The 26036-nt window shown below is 35.0% G+C and carries 24 protein-coding genes; 15 read left to right on the forward strand and 9 right to left on the reverse strand.

The annotated features are described in order from the left end of the window. On the reverse strand, positions 1–978 hold the full coding sequence (locus tag ACFSTE_RS01410; RefSeq protein ID WP_378258079.1) for a LuxE/PaaK family acyltransferase: 978 nt from the start codon (positions 976–978) through the stop codon (positions 1–3). 83 nt (positions 979–1061) lie between these two features. Further along, positions 1062–1412, reverse strand: coding sequence for a T9SS type A sorting domain-containing protein (locus ACFSTE_RS01415; protein ID WP_176027915.1), 351 nt, complete (start codon positions 1410–1412; stop codon positions 1062–1064). A 246-nt stretch (positions 1413–1658) separates the two neighbouring features. On the opposite strand from ACFSTE_RS01415, the gene ACFSTE_RS01420 reads away from it, so the two are divergent. Continuing rightward, complete coding sequence (locus ACFSTE_RS01420) at positions 1659–3065, forward strand: MATE family efflux transporter (RefSeq protein ID WP_176027914.1); 1407 nt, start codon at positions 1659–1661, stop codon at positions 3063–3065. Between the two features lie 91 nt (positions 3066–3156). On the opposite strand, the gene ACFSTE_RS01425 is transcribed toward ACFSTE_RS01420, so the two are convergent. The 3 genes from ACFSTE_RS01425 to ACFSTE_RS01435 all read right to left on the reverse strand — a co-directional run bounded on the left by ACFSTE_RS01425 (position 3157) and on the right by ACFSTE_RS01435 (position 8151). Continuing rightward, positions 3157–4368, reverse strand: a complete 1212-nt coding sequence (locus ACFSTE_RS01425; RefSeq protein ID WP_176027913.1) for a hypothetical protein — start codon at positions 4366–4368, stop codon at positions 3157–3159. Between the two features lie 277 nt (positions 4369–4645). Further along, complete coding sequence (locus tag ACFSTE_RS01430; protein WP_378258082.1) at positions 4646–7414, reverse strand: TonB-dependent receptor; 2769 nt, start codon at positions 7412–7414, stop codon at positions 4646–4648. Between the two features lie 377 nt (positions 7415–7791). Continuing rightward, the gene (locus ACFSTE_RS01435) at positions 7792–8151 is read right to left on the reverse strand and encodes a toxin-antitoxin system YwqK family antitoxin (RefSeq protein ID WP_176027911.1); all 360 of its coding nucleotides are present in this window, start codon (positions 8149–8151) and stop codon (positions 7792–7794) included. A gap of 528 nt (positions 8152–8679) precedes the next feature. Here ACFSTE_RS01435 and ACFSTE_RS01440 point away from each other — a divergent pair. The 4 genes from ACFSTE_RS01440 to ACFSTE_RS01455 all read left to right on the forward strand — a co-directional run bounded on the left by ACFSTE_RS01440 (position 8680) and on the right by ACFSTE_RS01455 (position 14389). Next, entirely contained in the window at positions 8680–9876 is a 1197-nt protein-coding gene (locus tag ACFSTE_RS01440; protein WP_378258084.1) for a porin, read from the forward strand. An 87-nt stretch (positions 9877–9963) separates the two neighbouring features. After that, the gene (locus ACFSTE_RS01445; RefSeq protein WP_176027909.1) at positions 9964–12354 is read left to right on the forward strand and encodes an inorganic phosphate transporter; all 2391 of its coding nucleotides are present in this window, start codon (positions 9964–9966) and stop codon (positions 12352–12354) included. A gap of 272 nt (positions 12355–12626) precedes the next feature. Continuing rightward, the gene (locus ACFSTE_RS01450; RefSeq protein WP_176027908.1) at positions 12627–13310 is read left to right on the forward strand and encodes a response regulator transcription factor; all 684 of its coding nucleotides are present in this window, start codon (positions 12627–12629) and stop codon (positions 13308–13310) included. Further along, on the forward strand, positions 13310–14389 hold the full coding sequence (locus tag ACFSTE_RS01455; RefSeq protein ID WP_176027907.1) for a sensor histidine kinase: 1080 nt from the start codon (positions 13310–13312) through the stop codon (positions 14387–14389). The genes ACFSTE_RS01450 and ACFSTE_RS01455 overlap by 1 nt, the downstream gene beginning before the upstream one ends. Here the strand turns inward: ACFSTE_RS01455 and ACFSTE_RS01460 are convergent. Next, complete coding sequence (locus ACFSTE_RS01460; protein WP_176027906.1) at positions 14327–15382, reverse strand: glycosyltransferase; 1056 nt, start codon at positions 15380–15382, stop codon at positions 14327–14329. The two genes, ACFSTE_RS01455 and ACFSTE_RS01460, sit on opposite strands and share 63 nt — an antisense overlap. A 173-nt stretch (positions 15383–15555) precedes the next feature. On the opposite strand from ACFSTE_RS01460, the gene trmB reads away from it, so the two are divergent. The 5 genes from trmB (at position 15556) to ACFSTE_RS01485 (ending at position 18769) form a co-directional block, all read left to right on the forward strand. Continuing rightward, a complete protein-coding gene (gene trmB / locus ACFSTE_RS01465; protein WP_378258088.1) occupies positions 15556–16242 on the forward strand; it encodes a tRNA (guanosine(46)-N7)-methyltransferase TrmB in 687 nt (228 codons plus the stop codon). Continuing rightward, positions 16239–16874, forward strand: coding sequence for a LysE family translocator (locus ACFSTE_RS01470; RefSeq protein WP_368660069.1), 636 nt, complete (start codon positions 16239–16241; stop codon positions 16872–16874). Before trmB ends, ACFSTE_RS01470 begins: the two co-directional genes overlap by 4 nt. Then, complete coding sequence (locus ACFSTE_RS01475) at positions 16871–17200, forward strand: MGMT family protein (RefSeq protein WP_176031044.1); 330 nt, start codon at positions 16871–16873, stop codon at positions 17198–17200. The genes ACFSTE_RS01470 and ACFSTE_RS01475 overlap by 4 nt, the downstream gene beginning before the upstream one ends. Positions 17201–17383: 183 nt before the next feature. Then, positions 17384–18520, forward strand: coding sequence for an Mrp/NBP35 family ATP-binding protein (locus ACFSTE_RS01480; protein ID WP_176027904.1), 1137 nt, complete (start codon positions 17384–17386; stop codon positions 18518–18520). A 3-nt stretch (positions 18521–18523) separates the two neighbouring features. Then, on the forward strand, positions 18524–18769 hold the full coding sequence (locus ACFSTE_RS01485) for a NifU family protein (protein WP_176027903.1): 246 nt from the start codon (positions 18524–18526) through the stop codon (positions 18767–18769). A 116-nt stretch (positions 18770–18885) separates the two neighbouring features. On the opposite strand, the gene ACFSTE_RS01490 is transcribed toward ACFSTE_RS01485, so the two are convergent. Then, entirely contained in the window at positions 18886–19782 is an 897-nt protein-coding gene (locus tag ACFSTE_RS01490) for a metallophosphoesterase family protein (RefSeq protein WP_176027902.1), read from the reverse strand. Positions 19783–19934: 152 nt separating this feature from the next. Between ACFSTE_RS01490 and hpf the strand changes: the two genes are divergently transcribed. Both hpf and ACFSTE_RS01500 read left to right on the forward strand, forming a co-directional pair. Then, a complete protein-coding gene (hpf, locus tag ACFSTE_RS01495; protein WP_176027901.1) occupies positions 19935–20234 on the forward strand; it encodes a ribosome hibernation-promoting factor, HPF/YfiA family in 300 nt (99 codons plus the stop codon). Between the two features lie 111 nt (positions 20235–20345). Then, entirely contained in the window at positions 20346–21182 is an 837-nt protein-coding gene (locus ACFSTE_RS01500) for a universal stress protein (RefSeq protein ID WP_378258092.1), read from the forward strand. Positions 21183–21389: 207 nt separating this feature from the next. Here ACFSTE_RS01500 and ACFSTE_RS01505 read toward each other — a convergent pair whose 3' ends face one another. Both ACFSTE_RS01505 and ACFSTE_RS01510 read right to left on the reverse strand, forming a co-directional pair. After that, a complete protein-coding gene (locus tag ACFSTE_RS01505; RefSeq protein WP_378297920.1) occupies positions 21390–22277 on the reverse strand; it encodes a DUF3298 and DUF4163 domain-containing protein in 888 nt (295 codons plus the stop codon). Positions 22278–22330: 53 nt separating this feature from the next. Further along, positions 22331–22669, reverse strand: a complete 339-nt coding sequence (locus ACFSTE_RS01510; RefSeq protein WP_378258096.1) for a hypothetical protein — start codon at positions 22667–22669, stop codon at positions 22331–22333. A gap of 112 nt (positions 22670–22781) precedes the next feature. Between ACFSTE_RS01510 and ACFSTE_RS01515 the strand changes: the two genes are divergently transcribed. The 3 genes from ACFSTE_RS01515 to ACFSTE_RS01525 all read left to right on the forward strand — a co-directional run bounded on the left by ACFSTE_RS01515 (position 22782) and on the right by ACFSTE_RS01525 (position 26002). Continuing rightward, the gene (locus tag ACFSTE_RS01515; RefSeq protein WP_378258098.1) at positions 22782–24008 is read left to right on the forward strand and encodes a PAS domain-containing sensor histidine kinase; all 1227 of its coding nucleotides are present in this window, start codon (positions 22782–22784) and stop codon (positions 24006–24008) included. A gap of 12 nt (positions 24009–24020) precedes the next feature. Then, positions 24021–25076, forward strand: a complete 1056-nt coding sequence (locus ACFSTE_RS01520; RefSeq protein WP_176027896.1) for a response regulator — start codon at positions 24021–24023, stop codon at positions 25074–25076. A gap of 89 nt (positions 25077–25165) precedes the next feature. Continuing rightward, positions 25166–26002 carry a universal stress protein gene (locus ACFSTE_RS01525; RefSeq protein ID WP_176027895.1) on the forward strand — a complete coding sequence of 279 codons (837 nt, stop codon included), beginning with the start codon at positions 25166–25168 and terminating at the stop codon, positions 26000–26002. Positions 26003–26036 lie beyond the last annotated feature (34 nt).

The raw sequence follows: 26036 nt of genomic DNA on the forward strand, positions 1-26036 counted from the left end.
CTATAGTACCATTAGATTACAACCCCTGATATCACTGTGATCGAATCGACCTAATACCTCGAAACTACCGTCTTTATATTTTTTACCTAGATCCTGAGTTGCAATAAAAGAACAGGAGTGTAGGTTTGCCAGGTCGATAACGTTAATTCCGCCTGTTTTTCCATACGGAATATAGGATAGGGCATCTTCTGTATCGCGAATAATTACATCCATCCAGGGAGGACAATTAAAGCTTCCATTGCCTTTGGAATACGCTTGAGATAATAATTCGGTCATTCCATACTCACTATGAATGGAAGGGACATGAAACCCTTCTGATAGGATACGGTGTAGTTCTTCTCTAATCAATTCCTTTCTTCTCCCTTTCATACCTCCAGTCTCCATAATAATAATATTTTTAAAAGATAAAGGATAAGCTTCTACAAGATCTAATAAGGCAAAAGATACACCAATAAGAAGTGTTTTTTTTGAACTTCCCTCGCATTGCTGTAGTGTTTTAATCAGTTTGTCGGTATCATGAAGATAAAAACCACTGCTACTTGTTTTGCTGTCTTTGATCAGTTGTTCAGTCATATATACCAGAGAAGAGCCTTCTCTTTCCAGATATGAAGGAAGCAATGCTAATACTGTATAATCGGTGATGTCTCCATAGAAATAAGAAAATGCTTTTCTGAAACTTTGTTCATATAGTGCTAAATCAGCTACATAATGTTTGCTGGTTATGGTTCCTGTGGTACCGCTACTGGTGAAAATTTTTGCGATAGAAGGGGTGTTATCAATAACAGGATATTGTTTGAAAAACTCAATTGGCATAAAAGGGATGTCGGTTATTTGTCGTACCGAAGTTTTTGTAACACCTAATAAATTGCAGAATCGCTGATATATTTTATTGTTCGTGTATTGATGTTGAAATACATTTAATGCTACCGTTTCAAAATCTTGGCTGTTTTTAATTGAGAAAATGGATTTCGACAGCATAAAAAGGAGTGTTTATTATGGAACAAAGGTAAAAAAAAACACTCCTACGAAGAGGAGTGTTTTTTTATAAAGTTTAATTAAAATTAATTAATAATAAGTTTTTTTGTGACAGATTTTCCACCTTCTTTGACCTGAATAATGTATACTCCAGTATTTAGTGGAGAAATATCCAGTACTTTTTCAACAAGTACTTTAAATAGCACTTTTTTTCCTAAAACATTAAAGATGGTAATCGTTTTTGTTTTGGCAGAGGCAGAAGTAATGTATAACTTTCCTTCGTTGGCAGAAGCAGGGTTGGGGTAAATTCGCAATCCTCGTATACTTATTTCAGCCGCAAGGTCTTTTTCAGCATGGGGCGCCTGTGCCTTTACTCCCGGGGTAAAGGAGAGAGCCATGATGCAGGTAAAAATTAGTAATAAGTAGATTTTTTTCATATGATTAAGAGTAGTGATCTGGTTATCAAATATAAAGATACAAATTAAAAATAAAAAAATCGATTATAATAGAAAAATATGCGTTTTTTTGCCTGATTTTTCGTTTTTACTTATAAAGTCTGTATTTTTGGCGTATTATGAAGTTATAAAGAATTAATTCCGACGTGTTTGATAAATGATTTTCTACTGAGGTAGAAACCGTTTGTTGTATTCTGTTATTACGCTATAATTTAATTCTTTAATTTGATGGGTCATCATACTTCAAAATTTCAAAAATCATTATTATTTCTTAAGGCTGCAGTACGTGGTGAACAAAAAGAGTTCACTACAGGAAGTATTCGCAGAGCCGTTTTTATGCTGTCAGTTCCAATGATATTGGAAATGCTGATGGAATCTATTTTCTTTTTAGTCGATGCTTATTTTGTTTCCAGCTTAGGAGCGGATGCTATTGCTGCGGTTGGACTGACAGAGTCTGTTATGACTCTGGTATATGCCATTGCTATTGGGGTTAGTATGGGGGTTACTTCTATAGTAGCGAGAAGAATCGGTGAAAAAAAGGTAAAAGAAGCCTCTAAATCGGCCGTACAAGCGATATTACTAGGGGTAGGTATTTCGGTTATTCTGAGTATTATCGGAATTGTATTTCCTAAGGAAATATTAGGTGTCATGGGAGGGGATGCTGAATTGATAGAGAAAGGGTACGGATATACTCAGATACTGTTAGGGAGTAATATTACAGTGGTGCTGTTATTCCTGATTAATGCTATTTTCAGAGGAGCAGGAGATGCCTCAGTAGCGATGAAAGTATTGATTTTTTCTAATGTTTTGAACATATTATTAGATCCTGTTTTCATTTTCGGATTTGGTCCTGTTCCAGCTTTTGGAGTAAAAGGAGCTGCGATTGCTACAACCATTGGAAGAGGAAGTGCGGTTATTTGTCAGTTTCTGATCTTATTTTATGGAACCAGTAAGATAAAGATTCAGATTTCTGACCTAGTGTTTAGACTGAAATTAATGATGAATCTGTTAAGGGTTTCGGCAGGAGGGATAGGGCAATTTATTATTGGGACTTCTAGTTGGGTATTATTGATGCGTATTATGTCAGAGTTTGGAAGTGAGGTATTAGCAGGATATACAATTGCTGTAAGAGTATTGATGTTTACTTTGATGCCATCTTGGGGAATGAGTAATGCTGCTGCGACTTTAGTCGGTCAGAACCTGGGGGCAGGAGCTGCGGACAGAGCAGAACAGTCCGTTTGGAAAACGGGAAAATACAATGCTATTTTTATGTTCGTAGTATCTGTTTTTTACCTGCTTTGTGCAGAGATGATTATTAGGATCTTTAGCGATGATCCCTTAGTGGTGTCAAGTGGAGCATTGAGTCTTCGAATGATCGCAATAGGATATGTTTTTTATGCTTATGGAATGGTGATTATACAATCTTTTAACGGAGCAGGGGATACCAAAACACCTACGATTATTAACTTCTTTTGTTTTTGGCTTTTTCAGGTTCCGTTTGCCTATATCATGGCATTGGTATTTGATTGGGGTGTGATGGGAGTTTTGATTGCTATTTCTCTGGCAGAAGCATTGATCGCAATTATTGGAATTGTAATTTTTAAAAAAGGAAACTGGAAGAAAGTTACGATTTAAAACCAGTATGCTATCAAAAAAAGAAAATCTCCTTTCGTAACGAAAGGAGATTTCTAAAATCCCTAATTTGTAATAAATTATATAAAGACAATTAGTTTTTTACTGTGTAGTTAGTCCAAGAGAACTTAGAGAAATCAGCTCCTACACCATTAGCAATAGATACTACGTTATCAGCTCCGATAGTGATTGCGTTATCGTTAGTAGTGAATGTACCGTTGATAGTACCTCCTATTTTATCTTCTCCAACATTACCTTGCTGTACAGCACCAGTAATAGTTACAGTTCCGTCTCCTTTATCATCTTTAGTATCGATTCTGTTTCCGAAAGAAGCAGTTCCTACAGTTCCGAAGAATAAGTTGTTAATAGTCACTTCAGAACCTCTTCTGATTTCAGCACCAGACTTTAATGCAGTATCAGCAGATAAATTGATGATCGTTACGTTTTCGAAAGTTGGCTTAGAAACAGGAGTAGCAGCAGTGTTAGATCCGTTACTGTCACCTTCGATACCTCTTGGGTCTTCAGTAGCATCGCTGAAATCTTTTTCTCTTACTCCGAATGCGTTTGTTATTTTTCCTGTATATCCTTCTGTGAAATCAAACATATCATCTTTGATATTAACACATAAGATGTTTTCTACGTTTACAGTTCCTCCGAAGAATTCAACTCCATCATCAGCTCCGTTGAATACAGCGATGTTGTTGATAGTGGTTTTAGTTCCGATAGTATATAGAGAGATTCCGTTGAATTCTTGCTCTCCATTAATTTTTGCTCCTGTGTATTCCGCGATTACATAAGAAAGTGTACCAGAGTTATCTTCTGTGTCGGTTCCTCCGTAGTTTAATCCAGCAACTTCAGTTTCAGCAGTAGCTCCTTTGTTTGTTGGAGTTTTTCCGGCTACAACGATTCCTCCCCAGTCACCAGGTGCAGGGTTTGAAGCATCAGATGTAAAACGAATTGGAGCAGCAGCAGTTCCTTTTGCTTCTATTTTAGCTCCTTGTTCAACAGCAAGAAATACATCAGTACGACCAGATTTAGCCTTGATGATAGTACCTGCTTCTATTGTTAGTGTATTTCCACTTTTTACTTTTAAAGGTCCTGTAAGTAAATATTCAGTGCTGGCACTTAATTTGATATTTGTGTTGATGTTCCCTTTGAAATCTTGAGCATCAAAATCATCCTGAGCGTCGATCTCTAGATCAAATTTTTTGTTGTCGTTTCCTCCCCCATTGTTATCATCATCACTAGAACATGAGAATGCTAATACAGATAGAGCACAGATTGATAAGAATTTGATTGTTTTCATTGATAACTTTTTTTGAGTTTTTTTTGATGCTGCAAATAACTCAATCAGTTCTAAATCCATTGTAAAGCAGGCATTATAAAAATGTTATGAGTTGTTATCTAGTATTAATTTAGTGTTATGTGAGCACCGTATTCGGTTTGAGGTTTTTTAGTAAAAAACAATAGCCTTTCTGATAAGGAAAGGCTATTGTCGAAAATGTTTTTACACTCATGAAGAGAGGGAGTTATTTTCTGTGTTCCAGAATCATTCGTCGTAACTTTTGATTCTCTTTCTGTTATTAGAATTTATAACTCATTCCCAAAGAGAAGTTAATCCCTCTATTGTATGATCTCATAACAAGTTCTTGTGGAACGTCTCTAACCTGTTCTATTTTGTTGTCTAAAAGATTGGTTGCTTTAAGCTTAATACCTAATCGCTCGTTAAACTTTCGTTCTAAAATAAGATCGAGGTTAGCAAATGATTTTTGAACCGTATTGTTATTAAAGTTAGAACCAATACCATATACCTTGTCTGCTTGATAAGAGAAAACAAGAGTTGCTAAAAATTCTTTTTTGTCTACAATGTGTCTGTAAGAAATATCACTGTTAATCAATAGTGGAGCAGCACCTTCTAATTCAGATTCCTCTTCTGTAACAGAGATCCCTTGTTCCTGAAGTTCTTCAGCATCCTTGAACTTTAGGTTTGTGTACATATAAGTTGCATTGGCACCAAAAGTTACCTTTTGCACTTTTTCAGATGTGTCGTCTTCCAGGGTGTATAAGTTTTTCTTTATTTCTACTTCTACCCCTGCGATGGTAGCATCTCCAAGGTTTGCATAAGTAAAGTTTCTGTCTGCAGCAGAGATACGCTCGATTCTGTTGATTGCTTCATTGATTTGTTTTCCAAAGATAGTGGCAGATATAAGTTCGTCTTTTTTAGGGTATGTTTCCCATTTTAGATCAATATTATAGTTGTCCGAAGGTTTTAAGTCTGGGTTTCCTGACTCCAGATAATCAATTCCTTCATATACGAAAGGAGCTACTTCTTTAAATTGTGGATACGTATATGTCTGACTGGCAGCTAGTCGAAGGATGTGTTTTTCAGATACGTTGTATTTTAGGTTCAAAGATGGAAGGACATAAGTATTATCAATATGTAATGGTCCTCCGTTTTCATCATTAGAGTTGGTTAGGTTTGTTAACCATTCTACTTCCATTTTTATATCTTCGAATTTACCTCCGATATTTACAAAGAAACGGTCACTGATTTTGTAATCTAATCCTATGGATGCAGATTGGATGGTTTTGCCTCCATTGTAAGTAAATGGATCTAATGCATTGTCTCCTGATCCGAATCCTGTAGTAAATCTAAAAACATTGTTGTCTATTGCTTCTTGGTTAAGCGTTGCTTCTAGATTATTTGGATCGACTGCTGTAGGTTTTGATAAGTTGTAGTCGAAATAGATTGCTTCAAAATCTCGTTGCGTATTTCTGTATGTATAGTCAAAAGTCACTTTTCCTTTATTTTCATCAGGAATTCGGTTTCCTAAGTATCTGGATAAAGATACCTTTGCTGTGATATCATCTTCTTTCAGGTTGTGATAATATCTACTATTGTTTCTAGGGGTTCCAGAAGCTAATAATGTTGTTTCATCAGCTGTGTTAATGATGAAAATATTTTTCTTTCGGTTTGGTTCATCGTTTTTTACAATATTATAAGATGTTCCAAGGTTTAGGTCGTATGATTCTCCTAGTTTGTGCTCTGATAATAGTTGGTTTACTGCTAATAGATTCTGAGATTGGGTTTGTTGTACCACTCTGGCAAGCTCATTTTCATTATCAGCTACATCAGGTTTTGTTCCTAGGTAGTCTTGCACTTTTTGATCATTAGATTGTACTAAAAGAGCATTGTATGAAATTTTGTTATTAGGATTGATTTTATAGGTGAAATTCCCCATTGCTACTTTAGTACTGGCATATTTAAACTCTTTTGCCTCAGGATAATTACTTCCAAAAGTTCCATCATTATTAAAGTTTATAGAAATTCCATCTCTAAATGTATATCCACTGCTAAATGAGCCTACAAGGAAAGCTGAAAAAGACCCTTCTTCTCCAACGTCATACTTTTTTCCCCAGTTTACAGATGCTCCCAGATTTAATGGGGTAACTCCTGATTTATTTGTGGCTAGGTTGTCATCAAATGGGTATACAGTCAAGTCTGTAACCTGATGTGTCGTATGATCTGCAAAACCAATCCAATTTGCTCCATCTATAGTTTGAAATTCTCCTACCCCTATGGTTTGTGAGTTAAAACCGCTAGAGATCCCTACAGTAAGTCCTCCTTTACCTTGAAGAACTTTACTGTTTATATTGATATTTGCTCCTGCAGCATCTCCTGTTTGCGAATAAGAAAAAGCCTTGCTTACACTTAGGTTTTGGATTACATCTGTTGGGAAAAGATCCAAAGAAATGTTTTTATTTGCAGGGTCATTTGAAGGTAAAGGAAGGTTGTTTAACGTAGTCGCATTGTACCTGTCACCAAGTCCTCTTACATATACTTTATTACTTCCTTCCTGCTTGGCAACTCCGGAAATTTTAGTAGCTGCTGCAGTAGCATCACTAACTCCTTTTCGCGATAATTCCTGTGCTCCGATCTTTTGTTCAATCTTTACAGCATTTTTCTGTTCTAAAAGTAAGGCTTCTTCCTTTTCCTTACTGGTTTCTACTTTGATTAGTACTTCTTCCAACGCAGCTGCTGTAGCACCTAGTTTTGTGTCAATAACAACATTTTTTCCCGCTTCTACAACTACATTTGGTATTGTTACTGTTTCGTATCCCGTGAAACTAAACTCTACTATATATGTTCCAACAGGGATGTTGTCAATAGTATACTTTCCATCGAAATCTGTTGCAGTACCAATCGTTGTTCCCTTAAGTACAACATTAGCAAAAGGCAAAGGAGAATCATTGGATTCCTTATCTGTAATCATTCCGCTTATTGATCCTTTCTCCTGAGCAAAAAGTATCCCGACAAATAAGCATGCCAGGAAAGTAGTGATTTTTTTCATTTTTTGTTTTCTGAAATTTGGTGCAAAGAACCATAGTAACTGTTAAGTGGGTGTTACTCGAACATTAAATATGCATCACTTTAATGTTATTGAATTGTTATCCGGGTAATAGTGATTATATACAAAGAGAGGTGTAAGGAGGAGTACTGTTTTGATTTACAGGGAAGAAAGATATTTTTTAGGAGTTTGAAAGTAGTGAAGAGTTGTTATTGAGAACCAGACTAAATTGTAAACAAAATGTTAAAAAATAAAGAATTTGCAAAATTAAAACAGCCATTATATCGATATAATGGCTGTTTTAATTTTTTATGTACGCGCGTACTTATATAAGTGTGCACGTATAGCATATGTAATAGTAATGTAGGCTTGGGGGTATATTATTGGTTATTGTAGTTAACAACAACATTATTCTTATCTGACCAGGTTGTGGCAGATGCTATCTTGTTATCAGTATAATTTACTTCAGATAATTTGTCTTCATTCCAGAAAAACCATTTTCCTGTTTTTATACCGTTATTATATTGTCCCATGGAGATCTTTTTTCCCGTAGCGTCATAAGAGACCCATTTTCCATGTAATTTTTTGTTCTTGTAAAACCCTTCTTGGCGTACTTGCCCGTTATCATGATAGAAAGTTCCCTTTATAAGATCTCCCTGTTTTTCAAAAGTAGGTTTTGTCTCCTGTGCAAATAAAGCAACAGAGCATAATAATGTTATTGAGGTGATAATTCTTTTCATTGCTGTCATTGTTAATACATTAATCGTCATTTATCTGATTATAAAAGTAATAAATATTTTACATAAAATCAATGTTTTGGTAACATTAAATTAACATTGGATCTTTAACGTATTGATTATTAGTATTTAGTGTTTCTTGTTTTTTGTAAAAATGAAGTTGTTTTATTCTTAAAAGAGCGTGCTATTTTAGAGCAGTTTTTTTGTTAACAGAAGATAAATGGACTTAATTGTTTCTTAACATCTTTAACGTTAGTTTAAAGTTTGGGTAACATACAGAAGGCAGGAATAAAATAGTTTTGTCGAATCATATGATTGACATGTAGTTCAAAGAATCGTATTAGTTTTTGTCGACTTGGATTTTTGAAATACGAGGCTGACTAGGCCAGTCAGCCTTTTTTTATGCCTAAAAACTTCAAGGTGTGTTTTTTTGCGGTTTTTCTGTAAGATAATCTTTATAAAATATTTAGTTAACATTTAGTTAACATGAATGTTGGTTATTTGCCTCCGACAAAAACTAATACTTGATAAATGAGATTATTAACTACACTTGTAGTAGGGCTCTTGTGTGCTATTTCTTCGATACAAGGTCAGGAAGCTTCTACAAAATTTGGAAAAGGAATTTTAAACGTAGTAGCGAAAGATAGCTCCTGGAGTGTGAAATTTGCTCCCAGAATGCAATTTCTTTCAACTTCTTCATGGGATATAGATAATGGAGATATAGGGAAGTTAGAATCCAACTTTTTGGTACGTCGTGCTCGATTAAAGTTTAATGGTTTTGCATATTCTCCAAAGCTTCAATATAAGATAGAATTAGGACTTTCTAACAGGGATCTTTCCGGAGGATCAGAATTTACGGGAGATACTCCCAGATATATATTGGACGCTGTAGTAAAATGGAATTTTTATGAAAATTTTGTTTTGTGGGTTGGTCAGACAAAACTTCCTGGAAACAGAGAGCGTGTCATTTCTTCTGGTAATATGCAGTTAGTAGACCGCTCCAGGTTGAACAGCAGGTTTAATATTGATCGTGATATGGGACTTCAATTACGACACCATTTTAATATCTCAGATAACTTTATCATTAGAGAAGCTATTGCAGTTTCTCAGGGAGAAGGTAGAAATGTGACTACTGGAAATTTGGGAGGTCATCAATATACTGCCAAGGTAGAATTGTTGCCTTTTGGGAAGTTCAAAGGAAAAGGAGATTATAAAGGAGGAGATCTGAAAAGAGAGGAAACTCCAAAGTTGGCATTTGCTGCAGCATATGATTATAATAGTAATGCAGTGAAAACAAGAAGTAATATGGGGGATTATATGCGAACACAGACAGGGTTTTATGAAACTGATATTCAAACTGTTTTTGTAGATGCGATGTTTAAGTATAAAGGTTTTTCTTTTATGGGAGAATTTGCAGATAGAGATGCAGATGCGCCAGTTGCGGTAGACGAAAATGGAACGGAAACCGGTGATGTTGTACAGGTTGGAAATGCATTGAATATGCAGGCAGGGTACCTGCTAAAAAATAATTGGGAGATTGCAGGAAGATATACTTCTGTTAATTTTGATAAGGAAGTGAATAAATTAATAGAAGAACAGTATACATTAGGGATTTCAAAGTATATTGCGGGGCATAACTTAAAAGTTCAATCTGATCTTAGTTATACTACGATTGGAGGAAAAGGGAATGGTTTACTGTTTAGAATACAAATGGATATTCATTTGTAGGAAAATACGTTCCATAACAGGGACATAACAATAAGGTAACATTGAACTAGAAATTGATTGTAATATTTGCATTTTAAAAATAATTAGATGAGTGACATTTACATTTTAATGATTGTTGCGCTGGCTATTTTGGCAGTGGCAGATCTAGTGGTTGGGGTCAGTAATGACGCTGTGAACTTTCTGAACTCTGCCATAGGTTCTAAGGCAATATCGTTCAGAACGATAATGATCGTTGCAAGTATAGGGATTGCTGCGGGAGCTATTTTTTCCAGTGGTTTGATGGAAGTGGCGAGGAAAGGGATTTTTGTTCCCGGAGAATTTTATTTTGATGAGATTATGATCATTTTCATGGCTGTAATGATCACAGATATATTATTACTGGATTTTTTTAATACCCTGGGGATGCCTACATCCACAACGGTATCGATTGTATTTGAATTGTTAGGAGCAGCAGTATGTGTTGCTTTGATTAAGATTGGAGCAGATTCTTCCTTGACAACCTCTGATTTGGGGCATTTTATAAATACAAAAAAAGCAACTCAGATTATTTCGGGGATTCTTCTTTCTGTTGCAGTTGCCTTTTCTGTAGGAGCCATTGTGCAATATGTAACCAGATTATTGCTGTCTTTTCAGTTTGAGAAAAAAGCAAAATGGGTTGGTGCCTTATTCGGAGGAATTGCCTTAACAGCTATTTTGTACTTTATTTTTATAAAAGGTATTAAAGGAACTAGCTATGCAAAATCAATTGTAGATGTTATATATAGTGGAGGTGCGAGTGGATTATTAGATTGGGCGAATGATTTTTTCTCTACCTCTTTTGAGTCGGTGAAAGAATTGGCTAAAGCGAAAAAAGATTTTGTAAAAATCAGTGAAGAAGCAGGAACTGTTTCTCTTACACTAAGAGGGTTATTAGAGATATATGTTTTGCCAATAGTAGGGATTGGATTTGTAATTTTATCTGCATTGTCCTACTTATTGATAAGCGTTTTTAAAATCGATATTTATAAGATTATCATAATTGTAGGTACATTTGCGTTGGCATTGGCTTTTGCAGGGAATGATTTGGTAAACTTTATTGGAGTTCCTGTGGCAGCATGGCAATCATACGAAGCCTGGTCTGCTTCTGGAGTACCGGCGCATGAGTTTTCGATGGCTATTCTTGGTAAGAAAGTGGATACACCTACCTTACTGTTATTTGGAGCAGGATTGGTAATGGTATTGACATTGTGGTTTTCTAAGAAAGCCAGATATGTAGCAGAAACAGAGATTAACCTTTCTAGAGAAGGGGAATCCAGAGAACGTTTTACACCTAATTTCTTGTCCAGAGGAGTTGTTCGTGGTGCAATGTTAATGTCTCAGTATGCATCAGCAATACTACCGGCTTCAGTACAGGCGAAAATCGAAAAACAATTTGAGAAACCGGTTATTGCCATTGCCAAGGACAAAAAATATGAAATGCCGGCTTTTGATAAAGTAAGAGCAGCAGTAAACCTAATGGTAGCGGGAGTATTGATCTCTATAGCAACCTCCATGAAATTGCCATTATCTACTACCTATGTTACTTTTATGGTGGCCATGGGTACCTCTTTATCAGATAGGGCCTGGGGCAGTGAAAGTGCTGTATACCGAGTTGCCGGAGTATTTAATGTGATCGGAGGATGGTTCTTTACAGCCTTTATCGCTTTTGTGGCATCTGCTACACTAGCTTTCCTGATTCATTTAGGAGGAACGGTAATGATTGCAATCCTATTGTTGATTGCTGTTGTGTTATTGGTAAGAAATACGCTGAATTACAGAAAGAGAGCGAAAGCAGAAAAAGAGGAAGATCGATTGAAGAAATCTGAAAGTAGTTCTGTTCAGGGTGTTATAGAAGAAAGTGCAGATAATATTAAGTCCTTTGTGAATAGAGCGAACAAGATTTATGGAAATACACTAGAGAGTCTTATAAAATATGATCTGATCGCTTTGAAAAAGACTAAAAAAGGAATTTCGAAACTAGATGCAGAAGTAGAAGAATTAAGAGATAATATTTTCTATTTCATTAAGAATCTCGATGAATCTAGTGTAAGCGCCAGTAACTTCTATATTACGATTTTAGGATATATTCAGGATATTACACAATCCCTGGAATATATTACAAAATCAGGACATAAACATGTGAATAATAATCATAAAAAGCTTAGATTTAATCAGATAAAAGATCTGAAAGAAATTGATGTGCAAGTGAATGATTTATTTGGAAAAATAAAAAGGATCTTCGATACCCGGGATTTTGATCATATTGATACGATTATCAATGAAAAACAAGAATTGTATGATCGATTAAATCAAAAAATAGACAAACAAGTAGCGAGAACACGTACTGAAGAAAACAGTCCTAAGAATACGACTTTATACTTTGGCTTGTTGTTAGAAACTAAAGATTTGATTACTGCGACAATGAACCTGCTAGAGACCTACAGAGGACATAAGGAGTAATAAGATTCTAGATACTATAAAAGCAAAAGCCAAGTGTTTTTTAAACATTTGGCTTTTTTTTATCTTTATAGAATAATGCTTGATAAGATATGGATTAGGGAGATCGCTAAGTACTGAATAGAGAAGGTTCTTAGAAAGGGACAAGGAAATATTAAGTTAATGTTATATATAAAGAGCCTTATGTTAGTATATTGTTACTAAGTGTATAGAAGTGTGTATACTTCGTATTAAATAGTATATTTATCACTGGATGTGTGTAATCAAAAAACACTATGAATATAAAAGATATTACGATATTATTAGTAGATGATGAGCCTGATATTTTAGAGATTGTAGGATATAATCTCACTGCAGAAGGATATAATGTGATTACTGCAGAGAATGGTCTCGAAGCTATTAAAGTAGCAAAGAAAAAAAAGCCACAGTTAATTATTTTAGATGTAATGATGCCAGAGATGGATGGTATAGAAGCGTGTGAACAAATCCGTAAATTACCAGAATTACAAGATACTTTAATTACATTTTTGACAGCGAGAGGGGAAGATTATTCGCAGGTGGCAGGATTTGAATCTGGAGCAGATGACTATATCACAAAGCCGATTCGTCCAAAAGTTTTAGTGAGCAAGGTAAAAGCTTTATTGCGAAGACTGAAAGAAGAAGAAGCTGTCGTCAATGTGGTCAAAATAGGAGATCTGGAAATCAATAGAGACGAATATAAAGTCGTAAAAGATAAAAGAGAGATTGTGCTTCCAAGAAAAGAGTTTGAACTTTTATCCCTGTTAGCTTCAAAGCCAGGAAAAGTATTCAAAAGAGAAGATATTCTGGATCGGGTATGGGGAAATGAAGTAATTGTAGGAGGAAGAACTATCGATGTACATATTAGAAAACTTAGAGAGAAAATAGGAGATAACAGCTTTAAAACAATAAAAGGCGTAGGATATAAGTTTGTAGTATAATGGCAGATAATTTTAAAAAGTCGTATAAGTTTGCGCTTATTACGTCTTTGTATATCACTATATCATTAACGCTCATCATGAGCGTTTTTTTATATTTCTTTTCAGAAATAACCTTTTGGGTTTTGATTAGTATTGCCATAAGTATTTATGTAGCAGTATTTTTTATTATTCAGTACAGGACTGAAAAATTTATCTATACCAGGGTAAAAAAAATATATGATGAAGTAGAACTCTTGGATTCGGAAACAGTAGGGGAAACTCCTGTGACAACCAATATGGATACTTTAATCCTCGAGGTGGAGAAATTCGCAAAAAACAGAAAAACAGAAATAGAAAGCCTCAAAGTAAGAGAAGCATATAGAAAAGAATTTATAGGGAATGTTTCTCATGAACTGAAAACACCATTATTTACAGTTCAGGGATATATTCTGACGTTGTTGGATGGTGCTATGGAAGATCCTGTTATTAGAGAGAAGTATCTAAATAGAGCCGCTAAAGGAGTAGAACGACTCATCTATATAGTAAAAGATCTGGATATGATAACCAAGCTGGAAGCGGGAGATCTGAATCTTAATTATACCAATTTTGATATTGTAGAACTGGTGCAGAGTGTTTTTGATTTGTATGAGATGAAAGCTTCTCAGAAAAATATTGTCCTTACTTTTGATATGAAGTATTTAGAGCCTGTGATTGTTCATGCGGATAAGGAAAAAATACAGCAGGTGCTTTCTAATTTAGTAGTCAATTCGATTAAGTATGGAAAGGAAGACGGAACTACAGAAGTAAGTATAGAAAACCTGATCAGAAATAAAGTTATTGTTCGGGTAACAGATAATGGAGAGGGAATAGCCCAGGGTCATATCCCCAGATTATTTGAACGCTTCTATAGAGTAAATAAAAGTGGTTCCAGAAAAGAAGGAGGATCTGGTCTTGGGCTGGCAATCGTTAAGCATATTATAGAAGCTCATCATGAGCGAATCTATGTAGAAAGCGATTACCGGGTAGGAAGTGAATTCTCATTTACGCTGGAACGGGTTAAACAATTCCCGGTAGTTGATATCAGTACTAAAACACCGTAATCCTTTATAGTGATTGATATCTTGTAATTTTTGAAGTGTAAATTCATCTTGAGAGCAACTGGGAACAATTTTGTTCTCACATAAAATCTTGGCTAAGTATTCTTGTTCGAATTGTCCGGGTGTAGGAATAAAGAAAGCCTTTTTCTTTAGTTTTGCCAGGTCCATAATCGTAGTGTATCCAGATCGGGAAATAATTAATTTGCTGTTATTGATAGCATCCTGAAGTGTATTTCCTGTGAGATAATTATGGACTGTAATATTGTTTTCGGTATAAGAACGGTGTTCTTCTTCTATAAGCCCTTTAACAAAAACAATTTTTTTATCACTCTGCTTGAATTCTTTTATAAGCTTTTCTTCCAGTAGACTGCGTTGCGGTTCCGGTCCGGAAAGCAAAATCATGATGTCGTATTTTTTAGGAAGGTTTTCATGAGTAAACCTGCTCAGGGGACCTAAATAGGTGATGGGGATATAACTTTTTTTAGGATGGCCCAGTTCTCCGCTGAGATTAGGAGATCCAGCCATATCAGGAACCCAGCAAGAGTCAAATTTTTTAATGTATTTGTTGTGGATTTTGGTACTGATTGCAGTAGTTTTTCCACTTAGTACGGTAAGTTGGTGTGTAATAAAAACAGAAGGGAGGCTTTTATGGCGTACCCCCAGTCGATTGTCAGAAATAATCCCGCAAAAATCGCCTGATGAAATAATCTCTTTCGTAGCCTTTTTCTCTTCTTTTATTGCCCGGGCAATTTTAGGCGTATTAAGAAGCATTTTAAGTTTGAAGTGATTGGCTTTTTTTGAATATGTTACATCGTATGAAGGAAGCTCCTTCATTTCTAGGGTCGGGAATTCTTTTTTTAAAAGCGATAAAGCAACTCCATCAGATGCAATAACAGGAGAAAAACCTTCAGACAATAAAGCATTCACGATAGGAATACATCGTGTAGCATGACCTAGTCCCCAGTTCAGAGGGGCAACGAGTACTTTTTTATTCATAATTCACAAAAGTAATCGTATCCCTCAATGCATATATTTCCTTAATTTTACCAAAAAATTAAATTTTAGGATAAAATTAGTTTTCATAATCAGAAGAATAAAAGAAAAAGTTTCTTTGTAAGAAAAAAAGTAGAAACCCTAAATCAGGTAATCTGACAATAAAAAAGTAATCAGTGGGAAGTAAGAATAAACTAAAACGGTTTAATGAGAATAAAACATTCGTCAATGTAGTCGAACCGACAAGAGAAGAGGTTCTAAATAACGAATTGGGATATAAAGGTGCGTGGAGTAAGAAATTTTTTAAGAATGATCATCCGATTGTTTTGGAGTTAGGATGCGGTAAGGGAGAGTATACTGTTGGTCTGGCCAAGAGATTTCCGGAAAAAAACTTTATAGGCATTGATATTAAAGGAGCGCGTTTCTGGAGAGGTGCTAAAACCGCTATAGAAGATAAAATGGATAATGTAGGATTTATCAGAACTCAGATAGAATTGGTAGATCATATTTTTGAACCGGGAGAAGTTGATGAAATATGGATTACATTTCCAGATCCTCAGATCAAATACAAAAGAACAAAGCACCGTCTTACGAATAGTGTTTTTCTAAAGCGATATCACAAAGTATTGAAAAAAGAAGGAATCGTACACCTAAAAACCGACAGTGAATTTATGCATGGATACACATTGGGATTACTTCATGGAGAAGGACATGAGGTGTTATATGCGAACCATAATGTATATCATAATGAAGGAGCTCCAGAAGAAGTAACCTCCTTACAGACTTTTTATGAAAAACAATATTTGGAACAGGACAAAGCCATCACCTATATTCAGTTTAAGATTAGAGATGATAAAGCATGATAATAGAAACCTTTAAGCTTTTTGGAGTCACGTTTATAGCTTCTCTCATTGGAGTTATTCCTCCGGGATTAGTTAATATGACCGTGGCGAGAACATGTCTCGAAAGAGGAAAGAAAAATGGAATGCTGGTAGCAATTGGAGCCAGCGTCATTGTTTTTCTTCAGGCGCTTATTGCGATTCTACTGGCAAAATATATTTTCAATAACCCATTTGTGAACAATATATTACTGCGTACAGGAGCAGTAGTCTTTCTGTTAATGGCAATATACTTTTTTGTAAAAGCAAAACAAAAAGATGTTAAAATAAAAGTATATGAACATGCCCATAGAAGAAGCTTTTTCAAAGGGGTCATGATGTCAACTATAAACGTTTTGCCGATTCCATACTTTTGTGCTGTGGCAGCAGGAATGAGTGTGAATGGAAAAATAGAATACGATAGTACCAGAGTATTTGTGTTTTCAATGGCAGCAGCTTTGGGAACATTTGCGACATTATATGCATATGTAGTGTCCTTTCTCAAAATAGAAAAGAAAACAGAGACCATCACTAAGTATTCCAATTATTTTATGGGAGTACTTATGTTATTACTAGTAATCATTACAACCATTAGAATTATTTACACTTGGAGATAGCAAAAAACGACAATTTTTTTGAAAGGGTTTATGAAGTAGCGAGACTGATTCCAATAGGAAGAGTAACCTCATATGGTGCAATTGCCAAATACCTGGGAGCTGCCAGAAGTGCTCGTATGGTCGGATGGGCGATGAATGGATCTGGGGTAAAAGAAGATGTACCGGCGCATAGGGTAGTAAATAGAAAAGGAATATTAACGGGGAAGCATCATTTTAAAGGAACAAATTTGATGCAGCAATTGTTAGAAAGCGAAGGAATTGTAGTAGAAGATAATCAAATAGTGGATTTTGAAAAAGTGTTTTGGGACCCTATGAAAGAGTTGTAATAAACTTAAAAATAAAGACTGACCCCATATCGTGATATAAAAAGAACCAGAAGCGTTATTGTCAGGAGTAATTTATATATAAATCATTTCAATAATCTTGTTTTATAATCTTAACTTTTCACGTTATCTTTGTAGTCTTAGTGGATCATTGGAAGATTTATTTTTGGAAAAAGGAAACAAAAAATGAAGCTAGAAAAAGCAGCTATTTTAAAAGCATTAGAATCCATCACTGTAGCCGGAGAAGGTAAGAATATGGTCGAAAGTGGTGTTGTGAAAAATGTAATTACTTTTGGAGATGAAGTTATTGTTGATATCACATTATCGACCCCGGCTTTACATATCAAAAAAAGAGCAGAAGTAGACATCATGAAAGTAATTCATGAAAAAGTATACGAAAAAGCCAAAGTTAAGGTAAATGTTAAAGTAGAAGCTCCACCAAAACCAGAGGTGAATCAAATCAAGGGCAAACCGATTCCCGGAATTAAAAATATTATAGCAGTAGCTTCAGGAAAAGGAGGGGTAGGAAAATCTACTGTGACTTCTAATCTGGCAGTTACCTTAGCAAAAATGGGGTTCAAGGTAGGGTTGTTAGATGCAGATATTTACGGTCCTTCTTCCCCAATTATGTTTGATGTTGCGACAGAAAGACCATTGTCAGTGACAGTAGATGGGAAATCGAAGATGAAGCCTATAGAGAATTACGGAGTAAAGATTCTTTCCATTGGATTTTTTACCCAGCCAGATCAGGCGGTAGTTTGGAGAGGACCAATGGCAGCAAAAGCATTAAATCAAATGATTTTTGATGCTGCTTGGGGAGAATTGGATTTTATGCTGATTGACCTGCCTCCAGGAACAGGGGATATTCATTTATCTATTATGCAGTCACTCCCGATTACAGGGGCTGTAGTGGTAAGTACTCCTCAGCATGTGGCATTGGCGGATGCCAGAAAAGGAGTTGCCATGTTCCAACAGGAGAGTATAAACGTTCCTGTACTGGGAATTATCGAGAATATGGCGTATTTTACACCAGCGGAATTGCCAGACAATAAATACTATATCTTCGGTCAAGAAGGAGCGAAGCACCTTTCAGAAGATCTAAAAGTACCTTTCTTAGGAGAATTACCTTTGATACAAAGTGTAAGAGAAGCTGGAGACATTGGACGTCCGGCAGCATTGCAGGTAGACACACCAGCAGAAGAAGCTTTTAATGAAATAACGAAGAACGTAGTTCAGGAAGTTGTCAATAGAAATGAAAATTTACCCCCGACTGAAATAGTAAAAATAACAACAATGGCAGGATGCTCTGCAACAAAAAAATAAAAAATGACTCCAGAAGAATTAAGAGAAAATGTAGAAAAAGCGCTAGAAGAAATCAGACCATTTCTAAAAAGTGATGGTGGTGATATTTCTTTAATTTCTATTGATGAAGACGGAAAAAAAGTAAAAGTACAATTAGAAGGTGCTTGTGTAGGATGCAGTGTTAATCAAATGACATTGAAATCTGGAGTGGAGATGACGATTAAAAAGTACGCTCCTCAGGTAGAAGAAGTAGTGAATATAGAAGGATAAAATAGTACTTTTTCCATATTTACTGAGTAACTTTATAAAGAGCTGAGGTTTACCTCATAGTTCAATATTGATTACAAACCAATACCTCATGGATTTCCTTGAGGTGATTTTTCTTTTTATTCGGTAATAAAATCCGTTAGTTTTTGAGGTCCTTCCAGCGGAACTCTGATGATGCGAAGGGTTCCATCTTCTGTCGTGGCGATCTGCCATTTAATCAATGTGATTGCTCCGTTTTCTATTTCTATACCTGTAATAGATCTCGGATGAACACAACTACCATCATTAAATAAGGCGAGCTCTCCTTTTTCCGGGAACCTAGGTCGATGTGTATGACCAATTACAGTAAACTGATTATTGTTTTTTGCAATCCATTTTTTGATTCGTCGCTCTACTTTAATCGTCTCCCGATAGTTTTTGGCAGGGCTTGTAGGGTCTGCAATTCCTATTACCTGAAGAGGTTTCCATAAAACCCGAACCAGAAAACGATTAATTCTCCATCCTACATAATTTGCAAAATCTGCCTGGTGCCCATGTAATAAGAATAAGTCTTGTTGAGTATTCGAATGCCTTAAGATAACAGCTTCGTGATATGTTAAATCAGGAAACAACGGAATGTCTTTATCTACTTTCGGATCAAAATAAGAACTCAGGTTTTTTTTTACATACTTGGGATCGCGATATATCATATCGTGATTCCCCCATATCATCAATAAACGATTATCTTTATGAAATAACTGAAGCTGCTCATATACATTTTTATGAGCCTTAAATATAGTTTTGAAGTTTGAATTTTCCCATAATTCATCCCCATCCCCTAATTCGCAATAAGTAAACCCTTGTTGGTAGTAATGCTGAATTGCGTGAAAATAAATATTTCTGTTATTGGCAAAATCATCAGCAAAACTATTATCTCCTCTATGACAATCGCTAAATAAGATAAACTTAGAATCGTCATTAAAAGGAACAATTTTAGCATTTTGATATGCACGGGTTAGCCGATAATCAGAAGACATATTTTTTTTCGAATTATACCTGTAAAGATAAGAATTGAAATGGGATAAAATAATAGATTTCTCAATCCGAAAGACAAGATGATAATTGTCATTGTTATAGGAGGGGCGAATGGGTATCTTTGAGTATAGTTAACAATAAATAAAGAAGATTTATGACGATTAATATTCAATATGTTCAGATGGCTACCAGTGATACAATGTCAGAGTTTATTACTAAGAAATTAGAGAAATTAGGAGAGCGATATGATTGGATTATAAAAGCAGATGTTTTTTTCAAAAAAGAAAATGACCCTACCGGTAAAGGAAAAATTTGTGATATACAATTAAGCCTTCCGGGACCACAAATTTTTGCGTCTTCTAATGAAACTAGTTTTGAGTTGGCAGGAAAAGAAACACTATCGGACTTGGAAAAGCAACTTAAAAAACGAAAAGAAGCACTAAAAGCATATTAATGGTAATATGTATAAATTCAGTACATTAGAATAGGTGGGTTAGATACACACTTTTTCGCTTTATAACGGATGTTATAGAGGTACTTTTATTAACCTTAAAAATATAAAACTATGAAGAAAATACTCGTTCCTGTAGATTTTTCGGATTTTTCGAACTATGCATTAGAAGTAGCTGCAAAATTAGCAAGAAAACATGAGGCAGAAATTATAGTATTGCATATGTTAGGACTTTCTGAAGCTGTATTTATAAAAAAAGAATCAGAAGGTGTGGAACAAGCAATGTTCTATATGAAGTTGGCAGAAAAGCGATTCGAAACATTCCTTGATCAAGACTTTTTAGAAGGTATAAAAGTAACTGAGACAATCCATAATTATAAAGCATTTCATGAAATAAATGAGGTGGCTAAAGATAATGAGGCAGACCTTATTATAATGGGGTCTCATGGTACCGGAGGTATTGAAGAAGTATTTGTAGGATCCAATACCGAAAAAGTAGTAAGAACATCAGAAGTGCCGGTATTGGTTATCAAACAGCGAAGAGAAGACTTTGAGATAAAAGATGTCGTATTTGCATGTGATTTTAAAATAGAAAACCTGAAACCGTTTTTTAACGCCCTGCAATTATTCAATACCTTAGGAGCGACAATTCATCTGGTATATATAAACTTACCAGGAGAGAATTTTTTAAGTTCTTCCCAGATAGAGAAAAGAGTTGAAGAATTTCTTCATGAGGCAGGACCAGGACATTTGGAGTACATGAAAAATATAGCTTACAGAAACGATTATTCTGTAGAAAAGGGAGTGTATGAATATAGTGTCAAAATAGATGCTGACGCCATTGCAGTGCCGACGCATGGAAGACAAGGATTGGCGCATTTCTTTGCAGGAAGTATAGGAGAAGATATTGTTAATCATGCAACATTACCAGTAGTAACCTTTAAAATCTAAATAGACTGTCCGTAGAGATAGTGCATAGTTGTCAATATAAACTCATCAGATTTAATCTTCTGATGAGTTTATTTTTTAGTACCATTTAGAAGAGAATACTTTACGCGACGATTGAGAGATAAATACTCTGAGGTTTGCTTGGGGTTAAGTTTATAATACCTTGTGTGTTTGTAGTAAGGTGGGGTGGTTATAATAGGAAAAAATAGATCATAGCAAAGAAGAAAAGGAAGGAGTAATGAGGTGTGCTATTTTTTGAATCGGAATGGTAATGCTATAAGTTCCGGTATACGATGGACAAATCACACAATCATCAAAATAAAATAAGATGGAGTCCTCAGCAATAATAAAGTTGTTTTTGTATAGGTCGAAATCTCCTTGAGATAAACTCCAGCAATCATAATACATTTCTCCGGATGAAATAGTCTCTTTGATCGTCTTATTTATGGTAGTAAAAAGCTCTTTGTCAGTATCTTTTTTAAAGAAATCACTATGAGTAATAAAAGCAGCATTGTCAGTATCAAAGTTGAGACATTCAAACATATATGAAGAGTTAGCAGCTCCTGCATAGTAATTTTCCTTATAAACGAGTATGCTTATAGTGTTGTTTTTAGAAAAGTACGCCTTATAATCCAATATTCTTTTGTCTTTTGATGTCGAGGGTAATAGGGAATCACAACTACGGTTTTTATTTTCTAATATCTCATTTTCAACCTTAGAGATATTTAGATAATCTCGTTCAATACGTTTATTAAAGATACTAAAAGAAGGGTGCTCTTTTTCGTGTAGATATGGGTATTTATAATCTAGAATATATTGATCAGTTTCTTTAAAAAATGCTTTGGATAACAACATCTTCTGCAATGATAATTTATCATCTTTGATGTTGAACAGGTGTTGTTTTTTCAGAGATCTCAGTTTCTCTTTTTGAGAATTCATATCTTTTTCTGAGAATACCTCCTGGGTTTTTATAGCCAAGCTATCAGAGGTTTCAGCTGTTTCAATAACCGGGGAGGTCAAAACGGGGCTTTTTTCAGGTGTTTTTTTCTTACAGGAGAATATACAGAGAAAAGTAAAAAAGAAAATAGTATGTTTCATAATAAAGTATGGCTACTGGATTTATGATATGGATTATTGTATTATTAAGTTCTTTAATTTTGAGTAAAGATCGAGCTTTTTTCTAAGATAATAGTTTTACAATCATTAATTCCCGGAGTAGAATAAGAAGGATTGTTATGTTTAAACGTTTTGAAAGAAGTTAAAGACTCCTCTGAGGTAACTCCATTTTCTTCATACCAGTCAAAGACAATTTCAATCTGAAAAGCAGCAGCAGTATAAAATTCGTCGGTGCTATCTTCTAATAGTGTCCATTGGGTATTGATAAACTCTTTCAAAAAAGCTTTTTCTGCTGCTCTTACATTTTTATCAGAAGCAGCAACAGCATAAAATAATTTTCCCAGGCTTTGATAAAATTCAACTTGATTCCTCATAACGGCATTATTTTGTCATAAAATTCGAGAGAATAAAAGTAATTGCTAATAAGTTTTCGGATTATGATAAATATCAGTTTCTCAAAATGGTTGAAACTATATATTTGAATCCATGCGGGTTTTCCATCAAAATAATAATGTTTTTAAACTACTTTTCGGAGCGATATCAGAAGGGATTGTGGTGGTTGATAAAAACCAGGTCATAGTAGCGACCAATAAAGCAACAGATAAGATGTTTGGGTATGAGCGGGGAGAATTGGTCGGAAAAACGCTCAATACATTAATACCAGATCAATTTCATAACGTTCATCAAGGATATTTTAAAGGGTTTTATCAGGAAGCTTTAAAAAAAAGACAAATGGGAGGGGTACGATCCGTCTGTGGCAAAAGAAAAGACAGTACAGAGTTTCCGGCAGAGACAGGATTAAATCCCTTTCAGATTGGAGGAGAAGGGTATATCATGGCGCTTATTGTTGATATTTCTGAAAGAAAAGAGAAGGAACAAGAAATCGTAGCGCTAAATGCCCGTTTAGAACAGAAAATTACTGAACGCACTGCAGAATTGAAAAAGACAGTAGCAGACCTGCGACAAGAGATGAAACGCAGAGAAATTGCAGAACATAAAATAAAAGAATCTCTGAAACACGAACGGGAATTAAATGAATTAAAGACGAAATTCTTATCCATGGTTTCTCATGAATTCAAAACACCGCTAAGTGGAATTATGACTTCTGCTGCACTGGCAAAAAAGTATACAAAAACAGAACAGCAAGAGAAACGAAAAAAACATCTTGATACCATTGCCCAAAAGGTAAAATACCTGGATAATATATTAAATGACTTTCTGTCGATAGAACGATTGGAAACAGGTAAGGTACAGTATAGAAAGAACCCATTTTCAATTGTAGAAATTGTAGAAAATACCATTGGGGATTTTAGGATGCTGCTTAAAGAAGGGCAGAAGATTAATGTGTCTTATCAGGAAAAACTAACAACTATTATATCAGATGATAAAATTGTAGAACTAATTATCTCCAATTTGTTGCATAATGCAATTAAATACTCAGGAGAGTATTCTACGATCGAAATAAGCGTATCACTGAAGAACAATAATCTATCCATATCTGTCTGCGATGAAGGAATTGGAATACCAGAAGAAGAACAGAAATTTATATTCAAAAGATATTACCGGGCAGAAAATGCATTACTAGATCAGGGAACTGGGATAGGTCTTAATATTGTGAAAACGCATTTGGAAAATCTAGGGGGTAATATTATTTTTACGAGCAAGCAAAATGAAGGAACCTCCTTTTGGGTAGTACTTCCGGTAAAAACCTAACTAAGAGAGAAGATGAAAAAAGTACTCCTAATAGAAGATGATTCGGCGCTGAGAGAAAATACAGCAGAGTTACTAGAACTGTCGGATTATGAAGTGGTAACAGCCCCTAATGGAAGAGTAGGTATAGAAATGGCAAAGGAAGAATTGCCTAGTGTTGTAGTGTGCGATATTATGATGCCTGAAATAGATGGATATGGAGTATTAGAAGCCTTGTCGAAAGAAAAGACCACCAGACATATCCCCTTTATTTTTTTATCTGCCAAAACAGAACATAAAGAAATAAGAAAAGGAATGGATATGGGAGCAGATGATTATCTGACCAAACCATTTGATGAAGAAGAATTATTAAGTGCTATAGAAAGTAGGCTGGCAAAATCAATACTCTTAGCGAATACAGCAGTAGCGAATGAAAATATAGAAAAAGAATCTCCCGAAGACCAGTTGAGAAATATCCATGAGTTGAAAAACTTTTTTGATGATAATGGAGAAGAACTTACATATAAAAAAGGAGAAACGATTTATACCAGTGGAGAACATTCTAATAAAGTCTATCTGATTCTCAAAGGGGTTGTTAAAAACCACAAAATGGATGAAAGTGGAAAAGAATTAACGACAGACTTGTATAAGGCAGATGATTTTTTAGGATTTACTTCATTTATGGATAATATTCCATATCAGGAATCAGCTACGGCTGTTGAAGAGGTTGTATTAGCAGGGATTTCTAAGACAACACTAAAAGAAGTATTGGCTAAAAGTCAACAAGTGTCTATGGAATTGATGGAGTTGTTGACAGATCATCTATCAGATATTAAAGAGCAATTGCTGCAAATGGCATATAGCTCTGTCAGAAAAAAAACAGCACAAACCATAATACAGTTTGCAGAAGTTTTGGGTAAAAAACCTGAAGAAACCATAAAAATATCGAGAAATGATTTAGCAAGTGTAGCAGGAATTGCAACAGAAAGCTTGATCAGAACACTTTCCTCATTTAAAAAACAAGAATTAATAGAAATAGAAGGGAGAAATATAAAAATTCTTGACCTTCAGGGCTTGCAGTTAATCGAATAATCATTCCTGATTTTTAGAAACTGATTTATATCATTCTTTAGCAGAAGTCATAATAATACATTTGTGTCATTATACAATGTGTTATAAAAATGAAGAATATCCTTATTCCCACCGATTTTTCTGAAAATTCGTGGAATGCAATTACATATGCGTTATCCTTTTTGGAGGATCAGCCATGCAACTTTTATATAGTGCATGTCTCTCCATTAAAGGTAAATGGGACTGCTTCTTTATATGGAATAAAAAATATTGTATTAGAAAACAAAGGCGATTATAATGTAGCCGAAGAGCAGGAGAAACTGCTAGGAAGAATGCGTGAATATGCAACGGGCAAAGCTCATCGTTTTTTTATGTTGCACGAACATTCTTTTTTTATAGAAGCTATCCGCAAACAGGTAGTAGAAAATGAAATTGATCTCATTATTATGGGAACAAAAGGAGCTTCGGGACTAAAAGAAGCAGTTATAGGGAGTAATACGGGGGATGTAATTACCAAAGTACAATGCCCTGTTTTGGTAATTCCGGAAAATGCAACCTATAAACCGCCGAAGGAAATCGCTTTCCCTACAGATTTTAATATCTATTATAAAAATAGGGTGCTAGATACGATTACTGAGATTATAACAATGAAAGATGCTATGTTGCGCATTCTCCATATCTCGAAGAAAAAACAAGAATTAACAGCACTACAACATAAAAACCAGATGTTTTTGGATGATAGCCTCTCCAAAAATGAGCATAGCTTTCATTTTGAAACCCATCAAAGTATTGAAGAAGGGGTTCAGAGGTTTGTAGAAAAAAACTCCATTGATATGATTGCTATGGTAGCAAAGAATCTTAATTTTTTTCAAAAATTACTGTTCAGACCGGTTGTAGAAAATATTAGTTACCATACAAAAATCCCATTTCTGGTATTGCACGAATAGAAGAAACAAGATAAAATCCAATAGAAAAATAAAA

The sequence above is a fragment of the Aquimarina hainanensis genome (assembly GCF_042684685.1).
GTDB lineage: Bacteria > Bacteroidota > Bacteroidia > Flavobacteriales > Flavobacteriaceae > Aquimarina > Aquimarina hainanensis.

Excerpts from the sequence above, each read along its gene's own strand:
- ACFSTE_RS01410 (WP_378258079.1), bottom strand. The coding sequence starts at position 978 with ATGCTGTCGAAATCCATTTTCTCAATTAAAAACAGCCAAGATTTTGAA.
- ACFSTE_RS01415 (WP_176027915.1), bottom strand. The coding sequence starts at position 1,412 with ATGAAAAAAATCTACTTATTACTAATTTTTACCTGCATCATGGCTCTC.
- ACFSTE_RS01420 (WP_176027914.1), top strand. The coding sequence starts at position 1,659 with ATGGGTCATCATACTTCAAAATTTCAAAAATCATTATTATTTCTTAAG.
- ACFSTE_RS01425 (WP_176027913.1), bottom strand. The coding sequence starts at position 4,368 with ATGAAAACAATCAAATTCTTATCAATCTGTGCTCTATCTGTATTAGCA.
- ACFSTE_RS01430 (WP_378258082.1), bottom strand. The coding sequence starts at position 7,414 with ATGAAAAAAATCACTACTTTCCTGGCATGCTTATTTGTCGGGATACTT.
- ACFSTE_RS01435 (WP_176027911.1), bottom strand. The coding sequence starts at position 8,151 with ATGAAAAGAATTATCACCTCAATAACATTATTATGCTCTGTTGCTTTA.
- ACFSTE_RS01440 (WP_378258084.1), top strand. The coding sequence starts at position 8,680 with ATGAGATTATTAACTACACTTGTAGTAGGGCTCTTGTGTGCTATTTCT.
- ACFSTE_RS01445 (WP_176027909.1), top strand. The coding sequence starts at position 9,964 with ATGAGTGACATTTACATTTTAATGATTGTTGCGCTGGCTATTTTGGCA.
- ACFSTE_RS01450 (WP_176027908.1), top strand. The coding sequence starts at position 12,627 with ATGAATATAAAAGATATTACGATATTATTAGTAGATGATGAGCCTGAT.
- ACFSTE_RS01455 (WP_176027907.1), top strand. The coding sequence starts at position 13,310 with ATGGCAGATAATTTTAAAAAGTCGTATAAGTTTGCGCTTATTACGTCT.
- ACFSTE_RS01460 (WP_176027906.1), bottom strand. The coding sequence starts at position 15,382 with ATGAATAAAAAAGTACTCGTTGCCCCTCTGAACTGGGGACTAGGTCAT.
- ACFSTE_RS01470 (WP_368660069.1), top strand. The coding sequence starts at position 16,239 with ATGATAATAGAAACCTTTAAGCTTTTTGGAGTCACGTTTATAGCTTCT.
- ACFSTE_RS01480 (WP_176027904.1), top strand. The coding sequence starts at position 17,384 with ATGAAGCTAGAAAAAGCAGCTATTTTAAAAGCATTAGAATCCATCACT.
- ACFSTE_RS01485 (WP_176027903.1), top strand. The coding sequence starts at position 18,524 with ATGACTCCAGAAGAATTAAGAGAAAATGTAGAAAAAGCGCTAGAAGAA.
- ACFSTE_RS01490 (WP_176027902.1), bottom strand. The coding sequence starts at position 19,782 with ATGTCTTCTGATTATCGGCTAACCCGTGCATATCAAAATGCTAAAATT.
- hpf (WP_176027901.1), top strand. The coding sequence starts at position 19,935 with ATGACGATTAATATTCAATATGTTCAGATGGCTACCAGTGATACAATG.
- ACFSTE_RS01500 (WP_378258092.1), top strand. The coding sequence starts at position 20,346 with ATGAAGAAAATACTCGTTCCTGTAGATTTTTCGGATTTTTCGAACTAT.
- ACFSTE_RS01505 (WP_378297920.1), bottom strand. The coding sequence starts at position 22,277 with ATGAAACATACTATTTTCTTTTTTACTTTTCTCTGTATATTCTCCTGT.
- ACFSTE_RS01510 (WP_378258096.1), bottom strand. The coding sequence starts at position 22,669 with ATGAGGAATCAAGTTGAATTTTATCAAAGCCTGGGAAAATTATTTTAT.
- ACFSTE_RS01515 (WP_378258098.1), top strand. The coding sequence starts at position 22,782 with ATGCGGGTTTTCCATCAAAATAATAATGTTTTTAAACTACTTTTCGGA.
- ACFSTE_RS01520 (WP_176027896.1), top strand. The coding sequence starts at position 24,021 with ATGAAAAAAGTACTCCTAATAGAAGATGATTCGGCGCTGAGAGAAAAT.
- ACFSTE_RS01525 (WP_176027895.1), top strand. The coding sequence starts at position 25,166 with ATGAAGAATATCCTTATTCCCACCGATTTTTCTGAAAATTCGTGGAAT.